Origin of the sequence: Curtobacterium sp. MCBA15_004 (assembly GCF_001865055.2) — a bacterium.
Classification (GTDB): Bacteria; Actinomycetota; Actinomycetes; order Actinomycetales; family Microbacteriaceae; genus Curtobacterium.
Map to the genome: position 1 here is coordinate 863700 of NZ_CP126266.1, position 18386 is coordinate 882085.

General features: G+C 72.8%; 17 protein-coding genes. 12 read left to right on the plus strand and 5 right to left on the minus strand.

The window, feature by feature from the left end:
- Positions 1-30 precede the first annotated feature (30 nt).
- Positions 31-759, plus strand: a complete 729-nt coding sequence (locus QOL16_RS04070) for a hypothetical protein (protein ID WP_139266295.1) — start codon at positions 31-33, stop codon at positions 757-759.
- A 71-nt stretch (positions 760-830) separates the two neighbouring features.
- On the opposite strand, the gene gndA is transcribed toward QOL16_RS04070, so the two are convergent.
- Complete coding sequence (gndA, locus tag QOL16_RS04075) at positions 831-2288, minus strand: NADP-dependent phosphogluconate dehydrogenase (protein ID WP_083394897.1); 1458 nt, start codon at positions 2286-2288, stop codon at positions 831-833.
- 111 nt (positions 2289-2399) lie between these two features.
- On the opposite strand from gndA, the gene QOL16_RS04080 reads away from it, so the two are divergent.
- Positions 2400-2939, plus strand: a complete 540-nt coding sequence (locus QOL16_RS04080; RefSeq protein ID WP_071282531.1) for a gluconokinase — start codon at positions 2400-2402, stop codon at positions 2937-2939.
- On the opposite strand, the gene QOL16_RS04085 is transcribed toward QOL16_RS04080, so the two are convergent.
- Entirely contained in the window at positions 2926-3171 is a 246-nt protein-coding gene (locus QOL16_RS04085) for a hypothetical protein (RefSeq protein ID WP_071282533.1), read from the minus strand. The genes QOL16_RS04080 and QOL16_RS04085 overlap by 14 nt on opposite strands.
- A gap of 214 nt (positions 3172-3385) precedes the next feature.
- Between QOL16_RS04085 and QOL16_RS04090 the strand changes: the two genes are divergently transcribed.
- Together QOL16_RS04090 and QOL16_RS04095 are read left to right on the plus strand one after the other, a co-directional pair.
- Positions 3386-4996, plus strand: coding sequence for a sensor histidine kinase (locus QOL16_RS04090; protein ID WP_305411386.1), 1611 nt, complete (start codon positions 3386-3388; stop codon positions 4994-4996).
- Positions 4993-5682 carry a response regulator transcription factor gene (locus tag QOL16_RS04095; protein WP_071282537.1) on the plus strand — a complete coding sequence of 230 codons (690 nt, stop codon included), beginning with the start codon at positions 4993-4995 and terminating at the stop codon, positions 5680-5682. The genes QOL16_RS04090 and QOL16_RS04095 overlap by 4 nt, the downstream gene beginning before the upstream one ends.
- Positions 5683-5811: 129 nt before the next feature.
- Here QOL16_RS04095 and QOL16_RS04100 read toward each other — a convergent pair whose 3' ends face one another.
- The 3 genes from QOL16_RS04100 to QOL16_RS04110 all read right to left on the minus strand — a co-directional run bounded on the left by QOL16_RS04100 (position 5812) and on the right by QOL16_RS04110 (position 9116).
- Positions 5812-6423, minus strand: coding sequence for a class I SAM-dependent methyltransferase (locus QOL16_RS04100; RefSeq protein WP_254780161.1), 612 nt, complete (start codon positions 6421-6423; stop codon positions 5812-5814).
- A 156-nt stretch (positions 6424-6579) separates the two neighbouring features.
- Positions 6580-8019 (minus strand): glucuronate isomerase, encoded by a 1440-nt coding sequence (uxaC, locus tag QOL16_RS04105; RefSeq protein ID WP_071282540.1) that lies wholly within the window; start codon positions 8017-8019, stop codon positions 6580-6582.
- A 62-nt stretch (positions 8020-8081) separates the two neighbouring features.
- Entirely contained in the window at positions 8082-9116 is a 1035-nt protein-coding gene (locus QOL16_RS04110) for a LacI family DNA-binding transcriptional regulator (RefSeq protein ID WP_071245456.1), read from the minus strand.
- 252 nt (positions 9117-9368) lie between these two features.
- Between QOL16_RS04110 and QOL16_RS04115 the strand changes: the two genes are divergently transcribed.
- From QOL16_RS04115 to manD, 8 genes are all read left to right on the plus strand, one after another.
- Entirely contained in the window at positions 9369-10721 is a 1353-nt protein-coding gene (locus QOL16_RS04115; protein WP_083230168.1) for an ABC transporter substrate-binding protein, read from the plus strand.
- Positions 10721-11743 (plus strand): carbohydrate ABC transporter permease, encoded by a 1023-nt coding sequence (locus QOL16_RS04120; protein ID WP_071282542.1) that lies wholly within the window; start codon positions 10721-10723, stop codon positions 11741-11743. The genes QOL16_RS04115 and QOL16_RS04120 overlap by 1 nt, the downstream gene beginning before the upstream one ends.
- Positions 11740-12702, plus strand: coding sequence for a carbohydrate ABC transporter permease (locus QOL16_RS04125; protein ID WP_071282544.1), 963 nt, complete (start codon positions 11740-11742; stop codon positions 12700-12702). Before QOL16_RS04120 ends, QOL16_RS04125 begins: the two co-directional genes overlap by 4 nt.
- A gap of 104 nt (positions 12703-12806) precedes the next feature.
- Positions 12807-13643: a sugar phosphate isomerase/epimerase gene (locus QOL16_RS04130; RefSeq protein WP_071245464.1), complete on the plus strand. Its 837-nt coding sequence runs from the start codon at positions 12807-12809 to the stop codon at positions 13641-13643.
- Positions 13640-14830: a Gfo/Idh/MocA family protein gene (locus QOL16_RS04135; RefSeq protein WP_071282546.1), complete on the plus strand. Its 1191-nt coding sequence runs from the start codon at positions 13640-13642 to the stop codon at positions 14828-14830. The genes QOL16_RS04130 and QOL16_RS04135 overlap by 4 nt, the downstream gene beginning before the upstream one ends.
- The gene (locus QOL16_RS04140) at positions 14827-15714 is read left to right on the plus strand and encodes a sugar phosphate isomerase/epimerase (protein ID WP_071282548.1); all 888 of its coding nucleotides are present in this window, start codon (positions 14827-14829) and stop codon (positions 15712-15714) included. The genes QOL16_RS04135 and QOL16_RS04140 overlap by 4 nt, the downstream gene beginning before the upstream one ends.
- Positions 15711-17009: a mannitol dehydrogenase family protein gene (locus QOL16_RS04145; RefSeq protein WP_071282550.1), complete on the plus strand. Its 1299-nt coding sequence runs from the start codon at positions 15711-15713 to the stop codon at positions 17007-17009. The genes QOL16_RS04140 and QOL16_RS04145 overlap by 4 nt, the downstream gene beginning before the upstream one ends.
- Positions 17006-18370, plus strand: coding sequence for a D-mannonate dehydratase ManD (gene manD / locus QOL16_RS04150; RefSeq protein WP_253181620.1), 1365 nt, complete (start codon positions 17006-17008; stop codon positions 18368-18370). Before QOL16_RS04145 ends, manD begins: the two co-directional genes overlap by 4 nt.
- Positions 18371-18386 lie beyond the last annotated feature (16 nt).

Sequence of the window (18386 nt, forward strand, 5' to 3'; positions counted from 1 at the left end):
GCTGCCCGCCACCCGTGCGAGGATCGGACCGTGCCGAAGCCCCCCGACCGCGTCCCCCGACGTGGTCGCGGACGTGCCACCGGCCGGCGCCGTGTCGAGCGGTCGCCGCGTGCCGGTGTGCCGCGGCGTCGGATGTCGACCGCGCGCCGCATCACCGTCCTGCGCTGGGTGGTCCTCGCCGTCTGGGCCGTCCTGCTCGGCACCCGCGTCGCCGTCGTGACGGCGGCGACGCAGACCGACCTGACGCTCCTCGGCGTCGTCGAGCTGCTCGCGATCACCGCGGGGGTCCTCCTCGTCGGTGCCGCGGTCGTCCGCGCGCAGGCGGTCCGTCGTCGTCGCGCGGACGAGGCCCTGGCCCTGGCGATCCGCCGCATCGACCCGACGGTCTGGCTCGTGCCCGCGGCCCCGACACCGGAGCTGCGGGACGCGGTGCGCCGGGCGCGGCCGGACGCCGACCTCGGACAGCGGGTCACGTGGGCGTTCGGCGCGACCGAGGCCTCGCTCTGGGAACTCGAGGAGCGTCGGGCGACCCGGCTGTTGGTCATCCGCTGGAGCCGGGTGGTGCACGTCGGCATCGAGGACGTCGACGGGGAGCGGCGCGCGAGCGCGGTCGCCCTGCACTACGTGCGTCCCGACGACTCGACGGCCGTCGCGACCTTCTTCGTGCGCTCGGCACCCGGGTCGAAGCGCCTGCTCGGCCGCGGCCCGCGCCTGGACCGGCTGGTCGCCGACCTCGCCCGGGAGCGGATCGTCGCCTGACGCACACGAGGGCCGCTCCTCCCAGAGCGACCCTCGCGGTGCACCCGCCGATGTCGGTGCTCCTGCCGACGTCAGTGCGTCGACGGCTCCTGCTCGACCTCGCGGCGGTCGTCCTCCGACCACAGGGTGTGGAAGGTGCCGTCCTTGTCGATGCGCTGGTAGGTGTGCGCGCCGAAGAAGTCCCGCTGGCCCTGGATGAGGGACGCGGGGAGACGGTCGGACGCGAGCGAGTCGTAGTACGCCAGTGCCGACGAGAAGCCCGGTGCGGGGATGCCCGACGCCACCGCGATGCCGACGATCCGGCGCCAGGCGGCCTCGCCCTCGGCGACGGCGTTCGCGAAGTACGGGTCGACGAGGAGCGACTCGAGTCCCGGGTTCTCGTCGTACGCCTCGACGATGCGGTTGAGGAACTGCGCCCGGATGATGCAGCCACCCCGCCAGATCTTCGCCACGTTGCCGAGGTCGATGTCCCAGCCGTACTCCTTCGCGCCGGCGATGATGACGTCGAAGCCCTGCGCGTACGCGACGACCTTCGACGCGTAGAGCGCGGCGCGCACGTCGTCCTCGAACGTGTCGGGGACCTCGACGACGTCCGGTCGCCGCTGCACGGACTGCTGCACGGCGGCACGCTGCGACGGCTTGGACGACACGGCGCGCGCGAACACCGCCTCGCCGATGCCGGACACCGGGATGCCCAGGCCGACCGCGTTCTGCACGGTCCAGACACCGGTGCCCTTCGAGCCGGCCTCGTCACGGATGACGTCGACGAGCGGCTTGCCGGTGTCGGCGTCCTGCTGCTTGAGCACCTCGCCGGTGATCTCGATCAGGTAGGACTCCAGGTCTCCCTCGTTCCACTTGCCGTAGATCTCGACGAGTTCCTCGACGCTGTGGCCCCCGGCGCGACGGAGCAGGTCGTACGACTCCGCGATGAGCTGCATGTCCGCGTACTCGATGCCGTTGTGCACCATCTTCACGAAGTGGCCGGCACCGTCGGTCCCGATGTGGGTCACGCAGGGCTCGCCCTCGGCGACCGCGGCGATCGACTTCAGGATGGGCCCGAGCGTCTCCCAGGCCTCGTCCGAGCCGCCCGGCATGATCGACGGACCGTGCAGGGCACCTTCCTCGCCACCGGAGATGCCGGTCCCGACGAAGTTCAGCCCCTTCTCCTTGAGGTCGTGCTCGCGACGGATGGTGTCGTGGAAGTTCGCGTTGCCGCCGTCGACGATGATGTCGCCCTCCTCGAACCGCTCGGCGAGCTGTTCGATGACGGCGTCGGTGCCCTTGCCGGCCTGCGCCATGATGATCGCGGTCCGTGGCTTGGACAGCGACGCGACGAACCCGTCGATGTCCTCGGACGCGATGAACCCGGCATCGCCGTGCTCACGCATCAACTCCTCGGTGCGCGCGAAGGTGCGGTTGTAGACCGCGACCGTGTTCCCCTCGCGTGATGCGAGGTTCCGTGCGAGGTTCGACCCCATCACGGCGAGGCCGATGACCCCGATGTTCGCCTGTCCGTCGTTCTCTGCCACGTGGGTCTCCTTCGTCCTGACGTTGGCCCCAACCTACGAGCCGTCGCCCCGGTCCGCACGGATGCTGTGGCAACTGGGGACGAGCGTTCACCAGACCCATACTGTGGAGGGATGACCGACAGCGACGTCCTCCCGCCCGTGCTCGTGATGGGGGTCTCCGGCTCCGGCAAGTCGACCATCGGCCAGGCGCTGTCCGACGCGTTCGCCGAGCAGGGCCAGCCGAGCGCCTTCGTCGACGCGGACGACCTGCACCCGGCCGCGAACAAGGAGAAGATGCGGCAGGGCGTGCCGCTCACCGACGAGGACCGTTGGCCGTGGCTCGACGCCTGCGCGACGCGCATCGCCGAGGTCCAGGCCTCGGGGCACCGGTGCGTCATGGCGAACTCCGCGCTCAAGCGCTCCTACCGGGACCGGCTGCGTGCGGCCGCGCCCGACCTGGTGATCGCCTTCCTCGACGGCTCCCACGACCTCGTCGCGGAGCGCCAGTCGCACCGCCACCACGAGTACATGCCGACGTCGCTGCTCGACTCGCAGTTCGCGACCCTCGAGCGCCCGCAGGCCGACGAGACCGCCGTCCTCGTGTCGATCGACGGTCCCGTCGACGACACGGTGGCGACGATCACGTCGGCACTCGCAGTCACTTCCGGCTGAGCTCGGACTGGCGTCCGCGGTACTCCTCGGCGTCGATCTCGCCGCGGGCGAACCGGTCGGCGAGGACCGACCGGGCGTCCGAGCGCGCCCGCCACGATCCGCGGCGCAGGACACCGAACAACACGGCCCCGACGACGAGCACGAGGACGAGGAGCAGGGGGAACGCCGGGAACGGCGGGCCGGCGTGCCAGTGGGGGCCGACGGCGGCGAGGGTGGTGAGAGCGGTGTGCACGGGGTCCTCCTGTGGTCCGGTGGTCGTCGCTGGTGCGACAGGACGATCGTCCGGCCTGGAGGCACGTCACGCGTCCGCCGGGGAGGCCCACTTCCGTCTGCTCCCGCGGTGGGTCCCGCGGTCCTCCTCCACAGCCGGGTACGCCCGGGGGAGTAGTCCACAGATGCGGCGCTGACGGGTCGTCGCGCGGGAGCGACGGACCTAGGCTCGCCCCGTGACCACCGACGCCCCTGCTCCGCCGCCCGGTACCCGCCGGGTCCTCGGTGGGTCGCGCTTCGGTCGGATCGGGCGGGTGCTCCCGATCGCCGTCGTGCAGATCGCCGGCACCCTGCTCGCCTCGGGTGTCGTGGGCGGGCCGGGCGGTCCCGGCCCCGGGGCGAGACCACACTGGGTCATCGGTGGTCCACCGAGCCCGCCCGTCGACGTCGTGCCGCTCGCGGTCGTGCTGCTCGTGGCCGGCGTCGTCGCCCTGCCCTGGCGGTGGTCCTTCCCGCGGACGGTCCTCGTGGTCACCCTCTGCACGACCGTCGGGTACGCCGTCCTCGTCCCCGCGCGCGGACCGTTCGTCGCTGCGCTCACGATGGCGATGGCGAACGCCTGGTTCCGTGGCCACCGGAGCGCCGTCCTGGTGTCCGCGGCTGTCGCGGTCGCGCTGCTGCCGACCGCCGACGACCTGGTCGGACGGTCGTCCGGCGCGGATCTCGACGGCGTCTTCCTCGCCCTGGCCTGGGTCACCGTGACCATCGTCGTGTCGGAGCTCGCCCGCGACCGGACCGAGCGCGTCGCCGAGCGGCGGCGCGCCCGGGTAGCGGCCGAGCAGCAGCGCGCCCGCGACGAGCGCGTCCAGATCGCGCGGGAACTGCACGACTCGGTCGCCCACAGCATGTCGCTCATCAACCTGCAGGCCGGGGTGGCACTGCACCTCGGCGCCGGGCTCCCCGAGGCGACGAAGGAGTCACTCACGAGCATCAAGGACACCAGCCGCGACGCGCTCGTCGAGCTGCGGGCCATCCTCGGCGTGCTGCGCTCGGCCGACGGGACGAGCCTGGCACGGACCGGAACAGGGATGGGGACCGGGACGGCTGAGGGTACGGCTGCGGGGACGGGGACGGGTACGGCGTCGGGGACCGCGGCGGTCGCGGGGACGGGAACACCGGCGCGGGCCAGGGCTGCGGCGGCCGGGGGACCGGACCGCGTTCCCGAACGGAACCCCGTCCCCGGGCTGGACCGTGTCCCCGACCTCGTCGCCCGTGCGCGAGCGGCCGGGGTCGACGTGTCGGTCCGTGTCGACGGGGACCCGACGGCGATCGGCGGCATCGTCGACCGCAACGCCTTCCGGATCGTGCAGGAGTCCGTCACCAACGTGATGAAGCACGCGCCAGGCCACCGCGCGACGGTCGAGGTCCGTGTCGGCCCGGACGTGGTCGAGCTCGTGGTCGAGGACCGCCCGCGACCGGACGCTCCTCAGCGCGCCGATCCGGCTGCGCAGCCCTCGGTCCGGCTCGGCGACGCCGGCAACGGGCTCATCGGCATGCGCGAGCGGGCCGACGCGGTCGGCGGGACGATGACGGCAGGACCGCTGCCCGGCGGTGGCTGGCGGGTCGCGGCACGCCTGCCCCGCCCGGCCGACCGCGCTGCGCCGGCCGACCGCGCTGCGCCGGCCGACCGCGCTGCGCCGGCCGACCGCGCTGCGCCGGCCGACCGCGCTGCGCCGGCCGACCGCGCTGGGCTGGCGGACCGACCCGCGCCGACCGATCACGCTGCGCCTTCCGACCGCCCTGTTCCTTCCGACCGCCCCGCCCCGAGACCCGAGGACCGAGCATGAGCGACGCGACCGCCACCGCACCGATCCGTGTCGTGCTCGTCGACGACCAGGTGCTGATCCGCGCCGGCCTCCGCGCACTCGTCGACGCCGAACCCGGGATGACCGTGGTCGGCGAAGCGGGCGACGGCGACACCGCGGTCGACCTCGTTGGCCGGGAGCGCCCGGACGTGGTGCTCATGGACATCCGGATGCCGGGGTCGGACGGGCTCGACGCCACGCGACGCATCGGAACCGACCCGGACCTCGGTGCGGTGCACGTGGTGATCCTGACGACCTTCGAGGAGGACGCGTACGTGTTCGAGGCGATCCGCGGCGGGGCGGCGGGGTTCCTCGTGAAGGACACCGAGCCCGCCGAGCTCCTCCGGGCGATCCGGACGGTGTACGCGGGGGAGTCGCTGCTGTCCCCGGGGGCGACACGGTCCCTCGTCGCCGCCTACGCGACGCACGCGAAGCCGTCCGCCCTCGCGCCGGCGCTCGACGTGCTGACCGAGCGGGAACGACAGGTGATGCAGCTCGTCGCGCTCGGCCTGACGAACGCCGAGATCGCCGAGCGCCTGTTCGTCAGCCCGATGACCACGAAGACCCACGTGTCCCGCGCGATGATCAAGCTCGGTGCCCGCGACCGGGCGCAGCTCGTGGTCTTCGCCTACGAGACGGGCCTGGCGACACCCGGCTGGCAGCCGTGACCGCGGAGGTGCGAACCGCAGCGACATCGGCGAGCACGCCCGAGGTCCGCGTCACGCGCCGCCCTCGCAGACCTCCCCGAGAGCGCCGCGGGGCTCGGCCCTCGTGTCGTCGGAGGGTGAGCGACGAGGTCACCGCACCCGCACCGCGCTGATCGCCAGGTGCGGCCGCACACCGGCGTCGGCCCGCTCCTCGACGTCGACGACCGCGAACCCGGCCTCCTCGATGACCGCCGCGAGCCGATCGGCGGGCCACCGCCAGGCCGTGGTCACGGCGTGGTCGAACGGCTCGAGGGCAGCGCCGGAGAACGCCCCGACGAGCAGCCCGCCGTGGTCGGCCGTGACGCGGCGGAACTCCGCGAGGGCGTCCGGCACGGCCTCCGGGTCGTGGTGGACGAGCGAGTACCAGGACAGCACGCCACCCGCACTCCCGGCTCCGAGGCCGGTCGCCTCGAGGGTCGCGACGCGGAACGACACGTCCGGCGCGGACCGTCGGGCGATGTCGACGAACCGCGGCACGACGTCGAGCCCGACGACCCGGTGCCCGAGTCCGGCAAGGTGTGCGGTCCAGTGTCCCGGCCCGCACCCGGCGTCGACGAGCAGACCGTCACATGCGGCCGCCCACGACTCGACCCGGGCGCGGTCCGACGGGTGCACGGCCGCCATCGATCCGAGCGCCGCCGCGTACTCCTCCGCCCGCCGGTCGTAGGCCTGCCGCACCCGCTCGTCCAACCGGTCGTCCACCCGACGACCGTACCGACCGCGACGCCCGGTCGGTGTCCGCTCGCCCACACTGCTCCCGGCCGCAGCGCACGAGAACCGCTCGCCGGGCCTCAGCGCACGAGAACCGCAGCGCACGAGAACCCCGCAGGCCTCAGCGCACGAGAACCCCCGCAGGCCTCAGAGCTTGAACGTCGCCCGCGGGATGTCCGACACGATCCGCCGCGCGGTCACCATCGCGTCCTCCTCGCTGATCTGGTGCGTGACGACGAGCGACGCCAGGTACGCCGCGTCCGCACGTCGCGCCATGTCGTGCCGTGCGGGGATGGAGCAGTACGCGCGGGTGTCGTCGATGAAGCCCGAGGTCTTCGTGAACGACGCCGAGTCGGTGACCGCTGCCCGGTAGCGCCCGATCGCCGCGGGGGTGTCGATGAACCACCACGGCGCACCGGCGTACACGGCGGGGTAGAAGCCGGCGAGCGGCCCGATCTCGCGCGAGAACACGGTCTCGTCGACGGTGAACAGCACGAGGTGGAAGCCGGGCTCGGTGCCGAAGGCCTCGAGCAGCGGCCGGAGCGGCTCGGTGAACGCCCCGACGGTGGGCAGGTCGTGTCCGGTGTCGGGGCCGAAGCGTTCGAGGGTCGGGCGGTGGTGGTTGCGGAGCACCCCGGGGTGCAGCTGCATGACGAGGCCGTCCTCGACGCTCATCTCGGCCCAGCGGTACAGCATGTCGTGGCGGTACGCGACGGCCTCGGCGGCGGTCACGCGGTCCGGCCCCTGCACCGCGGCGGCGTGGATGCGGGCGCGCTCGACGGCGGACAGCGGGGCGGAGCCGGCGTCGAGGACCCCCGTGTCGGTCGCGGTCGCGCCGTGCTCGAGGAAGTACCGGCGCCGCGCGCGCAGCGCGGCCAGCAGGCCGTCGTGGGTGCCCGTGTCGATGCCGGCGGCCTCCCCGACCGACGCGACCACGCGCCTCCAGTCCGGCCCGGAGGGGTCGAAGACCGCGTCCGCGCGGAACGTGGGGAGGACGCGACCGGTGAACGTGGGGTCCGCTGCGAGCCGCGCGTGCGCGGCGAGGTCGTCGGCGGGACCGTCCGTGGTGGCGAGCACCTCGATGCGGAAGGCGTCGAACAGGGCGCGCGGCCGCATGCGCGGCTCGGCGAGCAGCGCGGCCATCCGGTCGTACTGGTCGTCCGCGTTCGCGGCCGACGGCTGCTCGGTCAGCCCGAACACGTCGTGCAGCTCCGTCTCGAACCAGTGGCGCACGGGGGTGGCGGTGAAGTCCTCCCAGTGTGCGGCCAGCGTCCGCCAGATCGCGCGGCCGGGAGGCACGGCGTGCGTCCCGGAACGGTCCTCGCGTCCCAGCGCCTCCAGTCCGACACCGTTCGCGTGCAGGAGCCGCAGGACGTAGTGGTCGGGCGTGACCAGCAACGCGGCGGGGTCGGGGAACGGCTGGTCGTCCGCGAGCAGCGCGGCGTCGACGTGTCCGTGGGGCGAGATGATCGGCGCGTCGCGGACCGCTTCGTACACGGTGCGGGCGACGGCGCGGGCACCGGGGTCCGCGGGGAACAGCCGGTCCGGGTGCGGTGCGAGGGGGGTGGCGGTGGTCGTGCGGGGCATCGACGGCTCCTTCGGTGCGGGTGGCGGGGCGAGCGGACGGGACGGGGCGGTCGGGGGACCGGTCAGGGTCCGCCACCCGGTGCGGGGCCGGTCGACTCCCGCACGGTCAGGTGGGTCGGGAGCGCGACGGCCGAGGCCGTGTGCTCGTCGCCCGCGCCGTCCGCCGGGGGTGCCCCGAGTCGACCGAGCAGCATCCGGATCGCGACCTGCCCGGCACGCTCGATGGGTGACGTCATCGTCGTGAGGGGCGGGTTGCAGAAGTCCGCTCCGAAGATGTCGTCGCAGCCGACCACGGACACGTCCTCGGGTACGCGGACGCCGCGTTCCCGGAACCGCCCGAGCATGCCGATCGCGATGAGGTCGTTGAAGGCGATGCACGCGGTCGCCCCGGCGTGCACCGCGGCGTCGGCGGCTGCTGCGCCCGAGTCGACGAACGGTGCGTGCGGGCCGATGCGGGCGACCCGCACACCCAGACGCCTCGCGACCCGCACGAGTGCCCGCCACCGACGTTCGTTCGACCACGAGCTGTCCGGTCCGGCGACGTAGAGGACGTCCCGGTGGCCGAGGGAGACGAGGTGCTGCACGGCCTGCTCGACCCCGCCCGGCGTGTCGATGAGCACCGACGGGACGCCCGCGGGCCGGCGGTTCACGACCACGAGCGGCGTCCGTTCGGCGAACCGTGCGATCTGCGCGTCGGACAGTCGCGAGGCGGTGAGCACCGCGCCGTCCGCCTTGGTCGCGATCGCGCCGAGGGCGGCGAGCTCGGCCTCGGCGGACTCCTCGGTGTCGACGAGCAGCTGCGTCCACCCGGCGGCGGCCAGCTGGTGCTGCGTGCCGCGGATGACGTCGAAGTAGAACGGGTTGGTGATGTCGGACACGAGCACCGCGACCGCCCGGGTGCGTCCCGACGTCAGGGCGCGCGCCTGCTGGTTCGGCACGTAGCCGAGTGACCGCGCTGCCTCCTGGATGCGCTGCTGCGTGACCCGGTTCACGCGGTCCGGCAGTGCGAGCGCCCGCGAGACGGTCGAGGGGGCGACGCCGGTCGCGTCGGCGATGTCCCGGATGGTCACCCGCCGGGTGGTGTCGGTCTCGCGCACCGCTCCTCCGTCCTGCCTCGCACCGTCGCGAGGTCCTGCCTCGCACCGTCGCGAGAGCGGATCCGCACCGTCGCGACGACGGGTCGGCACCGCCGCCTCGTCGCGCCGGTGGACCGACGGTAGGACGGGCTGGCAACAACTGGCAACCGGTTGCCGGTTGTTGCCAGCGGCGGGACAGTGGTGCGCAACCGGCAGCGCCGCCGGGGACCGGGCAGCGCCGCCCGGTGGAGGTCTCGAGGAGGAAACCCCCGCATGAGCACAGGAAGACGCAGGACCCGCGCACTCGTCGGTGCCGCCGTCGTCGCGGTCGCCGCCCTCACGCTCCAGGGCTGCGCAGTCGTGGACGGCAGCGGTGACGACCCGGACACCCTCCGTGTGATGATGGCCGCGGACACGACCTACCCGAAGGAACGCAAGCAGTGGCAGCAGGAGACGGCTGCCGAGTTCAAGCGCACCACGGGCGCGGACATCCAGTGGGAGACGTACTCCTCGCCCCAGGAGGAGCTGACCGCCATCCAGACGAGCGTCATCTCCGGGCAGGGGCCGGACGTCTACGCGATCGGGACGACGTTCACCCCCACCGCCTACGCCACCGGGGCCTTCGTCGAGATGGGCAGCGACCAGTGGCGCGCCGTCGGCGGGAAGGACCAGTTCGACGCCGCGTCGCTCGGCATCTCCGGGCCGAGCGCGTCGAAGCAGATCGGGATCCCGTTCGCCAGCCGCCCGTTCGTGATGGCGGTGAACACGGAACTCCTCGCCCAGGCCGGGATCACCGAGCTGCCGACGACCTGGGACGCGCTCACCGCGGACGCGGAGGCGACGACGCGTGACGGTCACTTCGGCATGGCGGTCGCCTACGCCGACGGCTTCGACCCGTGGAAGTTCGTCTGGGGCATGGCCGAGAACGCCGGCAACACCATCGTCGACGGCTCGAAGGCCGAGATCTCCGCCGACGCCGTCGAGAACGCCTACCGCACCTACTTCGACTGGGTGACGAAGGACGGCGTCGTCGACCCGGCGGCGATCGGGTGGAACAACGCCCAGGCGCTCGCACAGTTCGCCGACGGCAAGGCCGCGTTCTTCCCGATGACGACGACGACCTCGCTCAACACGCTGAAGGGGTCGGCGGTCGACGGGAAGTACCAGTACGCGCTGCTGCCGACCGTGCCCCCGGGGGCGACCGAGCGTCCCGCCGACGGCATCGAGGCGGCGAGCATCCTGTCCGGCGACAACCTCGTCGTCGCCGACTACGGCACCAAGCAGGACCTGTCGTTCGACTTCGTGCAGCAGGTCTCGTCGCCCGCGGCCCAGGAGCGCTACTTCGAGCTCTTCGGGCAGCTGCCGACGAACACCGAGGCCGCGCAGACGATCGCGCGGGAGAACCCGGACCTCGCCCCGATCGTCCAGGCCGGCAAGCTCTCCAAGCCGACCGCCTTCACCGGTGCGTGGTCCGACATCCAGCTCTCGCTCGTCGACGTCGTCGTGCAGTCCATCCCCTCGCTGAAGAGCGGCGAGGTGACGGACGACCAGCTCCGGAAGCGGCTCGCCGCCGCCCAACGCGACGCCCAGGCGACCCTGGACCGACAGAAGAACGGAGGCCTGTGATGACGCAGGTCCAGACCCGGGCACCACGCGACGCCGAGCGCCCGCCGCGCGGTGTCCGTCCGCACGGCCGGACACCGCTGTACCGGCGCGAACGTCCGCTGTGGATGCTCCTGCCCGGTGGCGTGCTCATGCTCGTCGTCATCGTCGTGCCGCTCCTGGTGGGCGTGTACATCGCGATGCTCGACCTCGACCAGTACACGCTCCGCCAGTGGTTCAGCGCCCCGTTCGTCGGACTCGCCAACTTCGTCGAGGCGTTCACCGACTCACCGCTCCTGCACTCGGTGTGGATCTCGGTGTCGCTGTCGGTGCTCGTCACCGCCGCGTCCGTGCCGATCGGTGTCGCCGCGGCGATCTCGACGCAGAACCGGTTCCCCGGGCGCGGACTCGTCCGCTCGGTCTACCTCATCCCGTACGTGCTCCCGGCCTTCGTCGTCGGCACGTTCTTCCGGACGATGCTCCAGCCGCAGGGCGTGGTGAACACGGTGTTCGGCACGGACGTCCTCTGGCTGAACGGCTCGGCGTCGTACTGGGCGCTCGCCGGCGTCATGGTCTGGACGAGCTGGCCGTTCGTCTACCTGCTCTCGCTCGCCGGGCTGCAGGCCGTCGACGGCGAGGTGCACGAGGCCGCGGCTCTCGACGGCGTCACCTGGTGGGCGAAGCTCCGGTACATCGTCTTCCCGTACCTCCGGGGCCCGCTGAGCCTCGCGGTGATCATCTCGATCCTGCACAACATCAACAACTTCACGCTGCCGTTCGTCCTGTTCGGCATCCCACTGCCCTCGAGCGTCGAGGTCATGCCCGTCCTGACGTACATCGCGAGCTTCCAGTCGTTCCGCTTCGGGCTGTCCGCGGCGATGGCGATCTGCTCGCTCGTGATCGTCGCGATCCCGCTGTTCGTGTACCTGCGGGCCGTCAAGCTCGACACCGGCGACGACGCCGGACCCACCCGGAAGCAGCGCCGCGCCGACCTCGCGACGCTCGCCGCCCCCGCGGCGGCCGACATCGAGGGAGCCCGCGCATGAGCGCCCACGGCACGCCGTTCGCCGGGACCACCCGGACCCGTCCGACCGCGACGCTCACCGAGAGCATCACCGCGCCGGGACGACGACCCGGCAGACGCCCGTACGACACCGACGTCACCCGGCTCCTGCCGCGGTGGCTGCTCGTCCTCGTGATCGCGGTGATCACCGCCTTCATCGCGGCCCCGGTGCTCTACATCCTGTTCGGCTCGGTCAACTCCGACGTCGCGGTCGCCCGGGGCGAGTACTTCCCGTCCGAGTTCACGCTCGCGAACTACGTCGCGATCTGGGACACCGTCGCCCTCGGCCAGGGGCTGGTGAACTCGCTCCTCACCGCCGGGGCCGTCGCGGTCGCGAGCGCCACGCTCGCCGTGTCCACCGCCTACGTCCTCGTCCGGTTCCGCTTCCTCGGCCGCCTCACGATGCTGCGGGGGCTCCTCGCCCTGCAGTCCGTCCCCGGGACGCTCCTGCTCCTGCCGGTCTTCGTGGTGTTCGCGAACATCGCGAGTGCGACGGGCGTGCAGGTGATCGGTACCCGGTGGGGCCTCTTCGTCACCTACCTGACCTTCGCCCTGCCGTTCTCCACGTGGGTCATGGTCACGTACCTGCGCGGTCTGCCGAAGGAACTCGAGGAGGCCGCACGCATCGACGGCGCCTCGAGCGGGCGCATCCTGCGGAGCGTCGTCCTGCCGCTGTCCTGGCCCGGCATCGTCGTGTCGGCGATCTTCGCCTTCCTGCTGGGCTGGAACGACGTGCTGTTCAGCACGATCATGACGACCCCGAACACCCGCACCGTCGCGGTCGTCCTGCAGGTGCTCGGCACCGCCCAGGAGGGCGGCGCCGTCCCGATCTACGGCCAGATGATGGCCGCCTCGATCGTGTGCGCCGTCCCGGTGGTCGCGCTCTACCTGGTCTTCCAGCGCTACCTGGTCGGCGGCCTCACGGCCGGCTCCGTCAAGTAGGCCGCTGTGCACAGCGTGCACTCCTCCACGGACAGCCTGGAGGCGCGGTGCGGGCCCGCCCCGCGCCTCCAGGCTGGTACCCCGGTCACCACGAAGGGAACGTCATGACCCAGCCCAGTTGGGAACTCTCCGGTTTCGGCGACGAGATCGACGCCGATCCGGCGGTCCAGGTCGCCGTGCTGCAGGCGCTCGGCGCCTCCGCGATCGAGGTGCGGAGCGCCTGGGGGGTGAACGTCGTCGACCTCGACGACGACCAGCTCGCCGGCCTGCACCGTGTCCTCCGGGAACGCGGCCAGACCGTGTCCGCGATCGCGTCGCCGATCGGCAAGGTGCCCGTCGACGAGCCCGTCGAGCACGAGGTGGGGCGGCTCGGCCGGGCGATCGCCGCGGCGCGCGCGCTCGGCACCACGAACATCCGGATCTTCTCGTTCTTCTTCCCGGGCCGGAGCGCCGAGGACGTCCGCGACGACGTCCTCGTCCGGATGCGGGCGCTCGCCGACCGTGCGGAGCGCGCGGGGGTCACCCTGCTGCACGAGAACGAGAAGGACATCTACGGCGACGTCCCCGACCGCGTGCTCGACATCGTCGAGAGCGTCGGGTCGCCCGCGCTCCGACTCGCCTGGGACAACGCGAACTACGTCCAGTGCGGGGTCCGCCCGTTCACCGACGGATGGGCGCAGCTCGCCCCGTACGTCGACTACCTGCAGGTCAAGGACGCCCTCGCGGCGGACTCGTCCGTCGTCCCCGCGGGCGAGGGCGACGGTGAACTGCTCGACACCCTCACCGCGCTGCGTGACGCCGGGTACTCCGGGTACGCCTCGCTCGAACCGCACCTCAGCGACTTCACCCATCTCGGCGGGTTCTCCGGCCCCGCGGCCTTCGGTCGCGCCGGTCGTGCCTTCCGCGCCCTCACCGACCAGATCGGAGTCACCCTGCGATGACCTCACCACTCAAGTTGGCAGTCGTCGGCGCCGGCGTCATCGGCCGCCACCACGCCCGCGTCGCCGTCCAGCACCCCGACCTGCAGGTCGTCGCGCTCGTCGACGCCGTCCCTGCGGCGGCCACGAGCGCCGCCGACGAACTCCAGGCCCTCGGCGTGCCCCGCCCCGTCACGACCGCGACCATCGAGCAGGCCATCGCCGCGACCGACATCGACGTCGTCGCGATCTGCTCGCCGTCCGGCATGCACGTGCAGCTGGCCGAGGCAGCGCTCGCCGCGGGCAAGCACGTCGTCATCGAGAAGCCCCTCGACACGACGATGCCGCGGGCACGCGAGATCGCCCGGCTGGCAGCCGAGGCCCGCACGCGCGGGCTCGTCACGAGCGTCATCAGCCAGCACCGGTTCGACCCGGCATCGGTCGCCGTCGCCGGTGCGGCGCACAGCGGCGCCTTCGGGACCGTGACCTCCGGCGTCGCGAGCGTCGCGTGGTACCGGTCGCAGGGCTACTACGACTCGGGTGACTGGCGCGGCACCTGGGCGCTCGACGGTGGCGGCGCGGTCATGAACCAGGGCGTCCACACGGTCGACCTGCTCGTCTGGGCGCTCGGTCGTCCGGAGGAGATCTCCGCCCAGGTCGGGCTCCTCGCGCACGACCGGATCGAGGTCGAGGACACCGCGGTCGCGACCGTCCGGTTCCGAGGTGGTGCGCTCGGCGTCATCCACTGCACGACCGCCGCCTACCCTGGCCTCTCGGCGCGCTACGCCGTGTACGGCACGCACGGTTCCGCGATCGTCGACGACGACCGGCTCGCGTACTTCCACGTCGCCCCGGACGCAGCCACCCTCGAGTCGGCGTCGACCACCGCGAACACCACGGCGGTCGCGGACGCCGCCGACCAGAAGGACGCCGTCGTCCCGCCCGAGCACGTCGTCGGCGGGCCGGGCGAACCGGACCACTTCGCCGCCGGGCACGCACGCCAGTACACCGACGTCGTGGCGGCGATCCGCGAGGGCCGCGATCCGGGCGTCACCGTCGAGGCCGCCCTCGTCTCGCTCGCGACCGTCCGCGGGCTCTACGTCAGCGCGACGCTCGGGCAGCCCGTGCGCATCGACGACGTCATCCACGGGAAGTACGACGACGTCGTCCCGACCGTCCCGGTCACCACCCGCGAAGGAGCAACCCGATGAAGTTCTCCGTGTTCACCGCCTCCACCCCCGACTGGACGCCGTCGCAGGCTGCCGAGACCCTCGCCGAGCAGGGCTGGGACGGCATCGAGTGGCGCGTCGTCGACGACCGTCCGGCCGACGGGCAGCAGGTGCCGGCGGACCGTGCGTTCTGGGTCGGCAACCGGTCGACGTGGCAGTTCACCGGCATCGTCGACCAGGTCGGCGAGATCGCGCGCACCACCGACGCCGCCGGGCTCGGGTACTCGGGCATCGGCGGCTACCAGCCGGTCGCCGACCACGAGGGCGTCGAGACGATGCTCCGCGTGACGGCCGAGCTCGGTGCCCGCCAGGTCCGGGTCACCATGCCGATGTACCGGCGTGAGCGCGAGCGGACGGGCGCGACCTACGGGGAACTGTTCGACCGCACGCGGGCCGACCTCGAGTGGGCGGCGGGTCGCGCGGCGGACCTCGGGGTGAAGGCCCTCGTCGAGCTGCACCACACGACGATCACCCCCTCGGCCTCCGCGGCCCTGCGGCTCCTCGACGGCCTCGATCCCTCGCACGTCGGCGTCGTCCACGACCTCGGCAACCTCGTCATCGAGGGGCAGGAGGACCACCTGGCGGCCTTCGAGCTCCTCGGTCCGTACCTCGCCCACGCCCACGTCAAGAACGCCCGGTGGGTGGACACCGGCGACACCCGTGCCGACGGCAGTCGCGTCTGGCAGCACGAGTGGGCACCGCTGCGCGACGGCCAGGCGTCGGTGGGGGAGTACCTCGACGCACTCCGCCAGGTGGGCTACGACGGCTGGGTCACGGTCGAGGACTTCTCCACTGCCCTGCCGCTCGCCGAGCGCACCGCGGACAACCTCGCGTACCTCCGGTCCCTGGTCCCGGTGACGGCGTGACCACCCGACGGCCGGGCATCGTGCACCTCGGCGTGGGTGCCTTCGCCCGCGCGCACCTCGTCTGGTACACGCAGCGGGCGGCGGGCGCGCCGTGGGGCATCACCGCGTTCACCGGTCGTTCGGCGCACGCGGCCGAGGCGCTCACCGCGCAGGACTGCCGGTACACGCTCGTCACCCGGGCCGCGGCCGGGGACACCGCCGAGGTCGTCGACGCGATCGTCGCCGCGCACCCCGGCAGCGACGACGAGGCCTGGAGGCGCGCGGTCGCGTCCGCCGACACGAGCATCGTGACGCTGACGGTCACCGAGGCCGGCTACCGCGCGGACTCCGACGTCCCGGCCCGCCTGGTCGACGGGCTCGCGGCGCGACGGGACGCCGGCGGTGGGCGGATCGCGCTCGTCAGCCTCGACAACCTGACGCACAACGGCGAGGTGCTCCGGCGGGCGGTGGCATCGGCGGTCGACGACGCGGCGCTGCGCACCTGGATCGACGAGCACGTGGCGTTCCCGTCGTCGATGGTCGACCGGATCACCCCGGCGACGACCGACGCGGACGTCGCGGGCCTCGCCGACCTGCCGGGGGCGCTGCCCGGCGACCGGGTGCCCGTGGTCACCGAGCCGTTCGCCGAGTGGGTGCTCGAGGACGCCTTCACCGGGGTCGACCGACCGGCGTGGGAGACCGCCGGGGTCCGACTCGTCGGCGACGTCACGCCCTTCGAGCAGCGCAAGCTCTGGCTGCTCAACGGCGCGCACTCGGTGCTCGCGTACCTCGGGATGCTCCTCGGGCACGAGACGGTGGCCGAGGCGGTGGGCGATCCGCGCTGCCGTGCCGCCGTCGACCAGCTGTGGGACGAGGCCTCGGCGGAGCTCACGCTGCCGGCCGACGAGACCACCGCGGCCCGGGCAGCGCTCCTCGGACGGTTCGCGAACCCGCGCATCCGGCACACCCTCCGCCAGATCGCCGCCGGGGGTTCCGAGAAGCTGCCCGTCCGGGTCGTCGACGTCGTGCGCCGACGACGCGACCGCGACCCGGACGCCGGCATCGGCCCGGGTGCCGCGACCGCGATCGCCGCCTGGTGGCTGCACTGCACCGAGCAGCCCGCGCTCGTGACCGACCCCGGTGCGCCCGGGCCAGACTCGGACCTGCACGCCGTGCTCGCCGTGATCGCACCCGACCTCGACACCACGCCCGTGGTCGCCGCCGTGACGGCGGCCGCCGACCGCATCCGAGCCGCGGCGCACGACACCGGCAGCGCCGCCGGCAGCCCACGCACCGACGAAGGAGTCCACGCATGACCGACGCGAGCACGACCGGCACCACGAACCCCGCAGCACCGGTCCCCGGCGCGACCGACGGCGGTGCCGCGACCGACCCGACGGCCGGGCGGCCCGACACCTGGGCGTCGACCGACCGCGGGCAGCTCATCGACCGCGCCGAGGTCGTCGTCACGAGCCCCGACCGCAACTTCGTGACGCTGAAGATCACCACCGTCGACGGCGTCACCGGACTCGGTGACGCGACGCTGAACGGTCGCGAGCTCGCCGTGGCGGCCTACCTGGCCGAGCACGTCGTCCCCCTGCTCGTCGGGCGCGACGCCAGCCGGATCGAGGACGCCTGGCAGTTCCTGTACCGCTCGTCGTACTGGCGCCGCGGCCCGGTCACGATGGCCGCGATCGCCGCCGTCGACATGGCGCTCTGGGACGTCAAGGCCAAGGTCGCGGGGATGCCGCTGTACCAGCTGCTCGGCGGGGCGTCGCGGACCGGCCTCATGGCGTACGGGCACGCCTCGGGCAAGGAGCTCCCGGAGCTGTTCGACTCGATCCGGGAGCACCAGGCGGAGGGCTACCGGTCCATCCGCGTCCAGACCGGCGTCCCCGGGCTCGAGAGCATCTACGGCATCGCGTCGAACCGCACGACCGAGGGCAACGCGGGTGTCCGGTACGACTTCGAGCCGGCGCAGCGCGGGGCGTACCCGGCGATGGAGGACTGGGACACCCGCGCCTACCTCCGGCACGTGCCGACCGTGTTCGAGGCGGTCCGCAACGAGTTCGGCCCCGAACTGCCCCTGCTGCACGACGGTCACCACCGGATGACCCCGTTGCAGGCCGCGAAGCTCGGCAAGTCCCTCGAGCCGTACGACCTGTTCTGGCTCGAGGACTGCACTCCGGCCGAGAACCAGGAGGCACTCAAGCTCGTCCGGCAGCACACCACGACGCCGCTCGCGATCGGCGAGGTGTTCAACACGATCTGGGACTTCAAGGACGTCATCCGCGACCAGCTCATCGACTACGTCCGCGGTGCCGTGACGCACATGGGCGGGGTGACGCCGCTCCGCAAGACGATGGACTACGCGGCGTTGTACCAGGTGAAGTCCGGGTTCCACGGCCCGACCGACATCTCACCGGTAGGGCTCGCGGCGCAGATGCACCTCGGGCTCGCGATCCACAACTTCGGCATCCAGGAGTACATGCAGCACGGGCCGCGCACGAACCAGGTGTTCCGGCAGACGTCCACCTTCACCGACGGCTACCTGCACCCCGGCGACGAGCCCGGCCTGGGGGTGTCCCTCGACGTCGACGAGGCGGGGAAGTACCCCTACGAGCAGGCGTACCTGCCGTTCAACCGCCTGGCCGACGGCACCGTCCACGACTGGTAGCGCACCGTGGCACCCG

Excerpts from the sequence above, each read along its gene's own strand:
- QOL16_RS04080 (WP_071282531.1), top strand. The coding sequence starts at position 2,400 with ATGACCGACAGCGACGTCCTCCCGCCCGTGCTCGTGATGGGGGTCTCC.
- QOL16_RS04095 (WP_071282537.1), top strand. The coding sequence starts at position 4,993 with ATGAGCGACGCGACCGCCACCGCACCGATCCGTGTCGTGCTCGTCGAC.
- uxaC (WP_071282540.1), bottom strand. The coding sequence starts at position 8,019 with ATGCCCCGCACGACCACCGCCACCCCCCTCGCACCGCACCCGGACCGG.
- QOL16_RS04115 (WP_083230168.1), top strand. The coding sequence starts at position 9,369 with ATGAGCACAGGAAGACGCAGGACCCGCGCACTCGTCGGTGCCGCCGTC.
- QOL16_RS04120 (WP_071282542.1), top strand. The coding sequence starts at position 10,721 with ATGACGCAGGTCCAGACCCGGGCACCACGCGACGCCGAGCGCCCGCCG.
- QOL16_RS04125 (WP_071282544.1), top strand. The coding sequence starts at position 11,740 with ATGAGCGCCCACGGCACGCCGTTCGCCGGGACCACCCGGACCCGTCCG.
- QOL16_RS04130 (WP_071245464.1), top strand. The coding sequence starts at position 12,807 with ATGACCCAGCCCAGTTGGGAACTCTCCGGTTTCGGCGACGAGATCGAC.
- QOL16_RS04135 (WP_071282546.1), top strand. The coding sequence starts at position 13,640 with ATGACCTCACCACTCAAGTTGGCAGTCGTCGGCGCCGGCGTCATCGGC.
- QOL16_RS04140 (WP_071282548.1), top strand. The coding sequence starts at position 14,827 with ATGAAGTTCTCCGTGTTCACCGCCTCCACCCCCGACTGGACGCCGTCG.
- manD (WP_253181620.1), top strand. The coding sequence starts at position 17,006 with ATGACCGACGCGAGCACGACCGGCACCACGAACCCCGCAGCACCGGTC.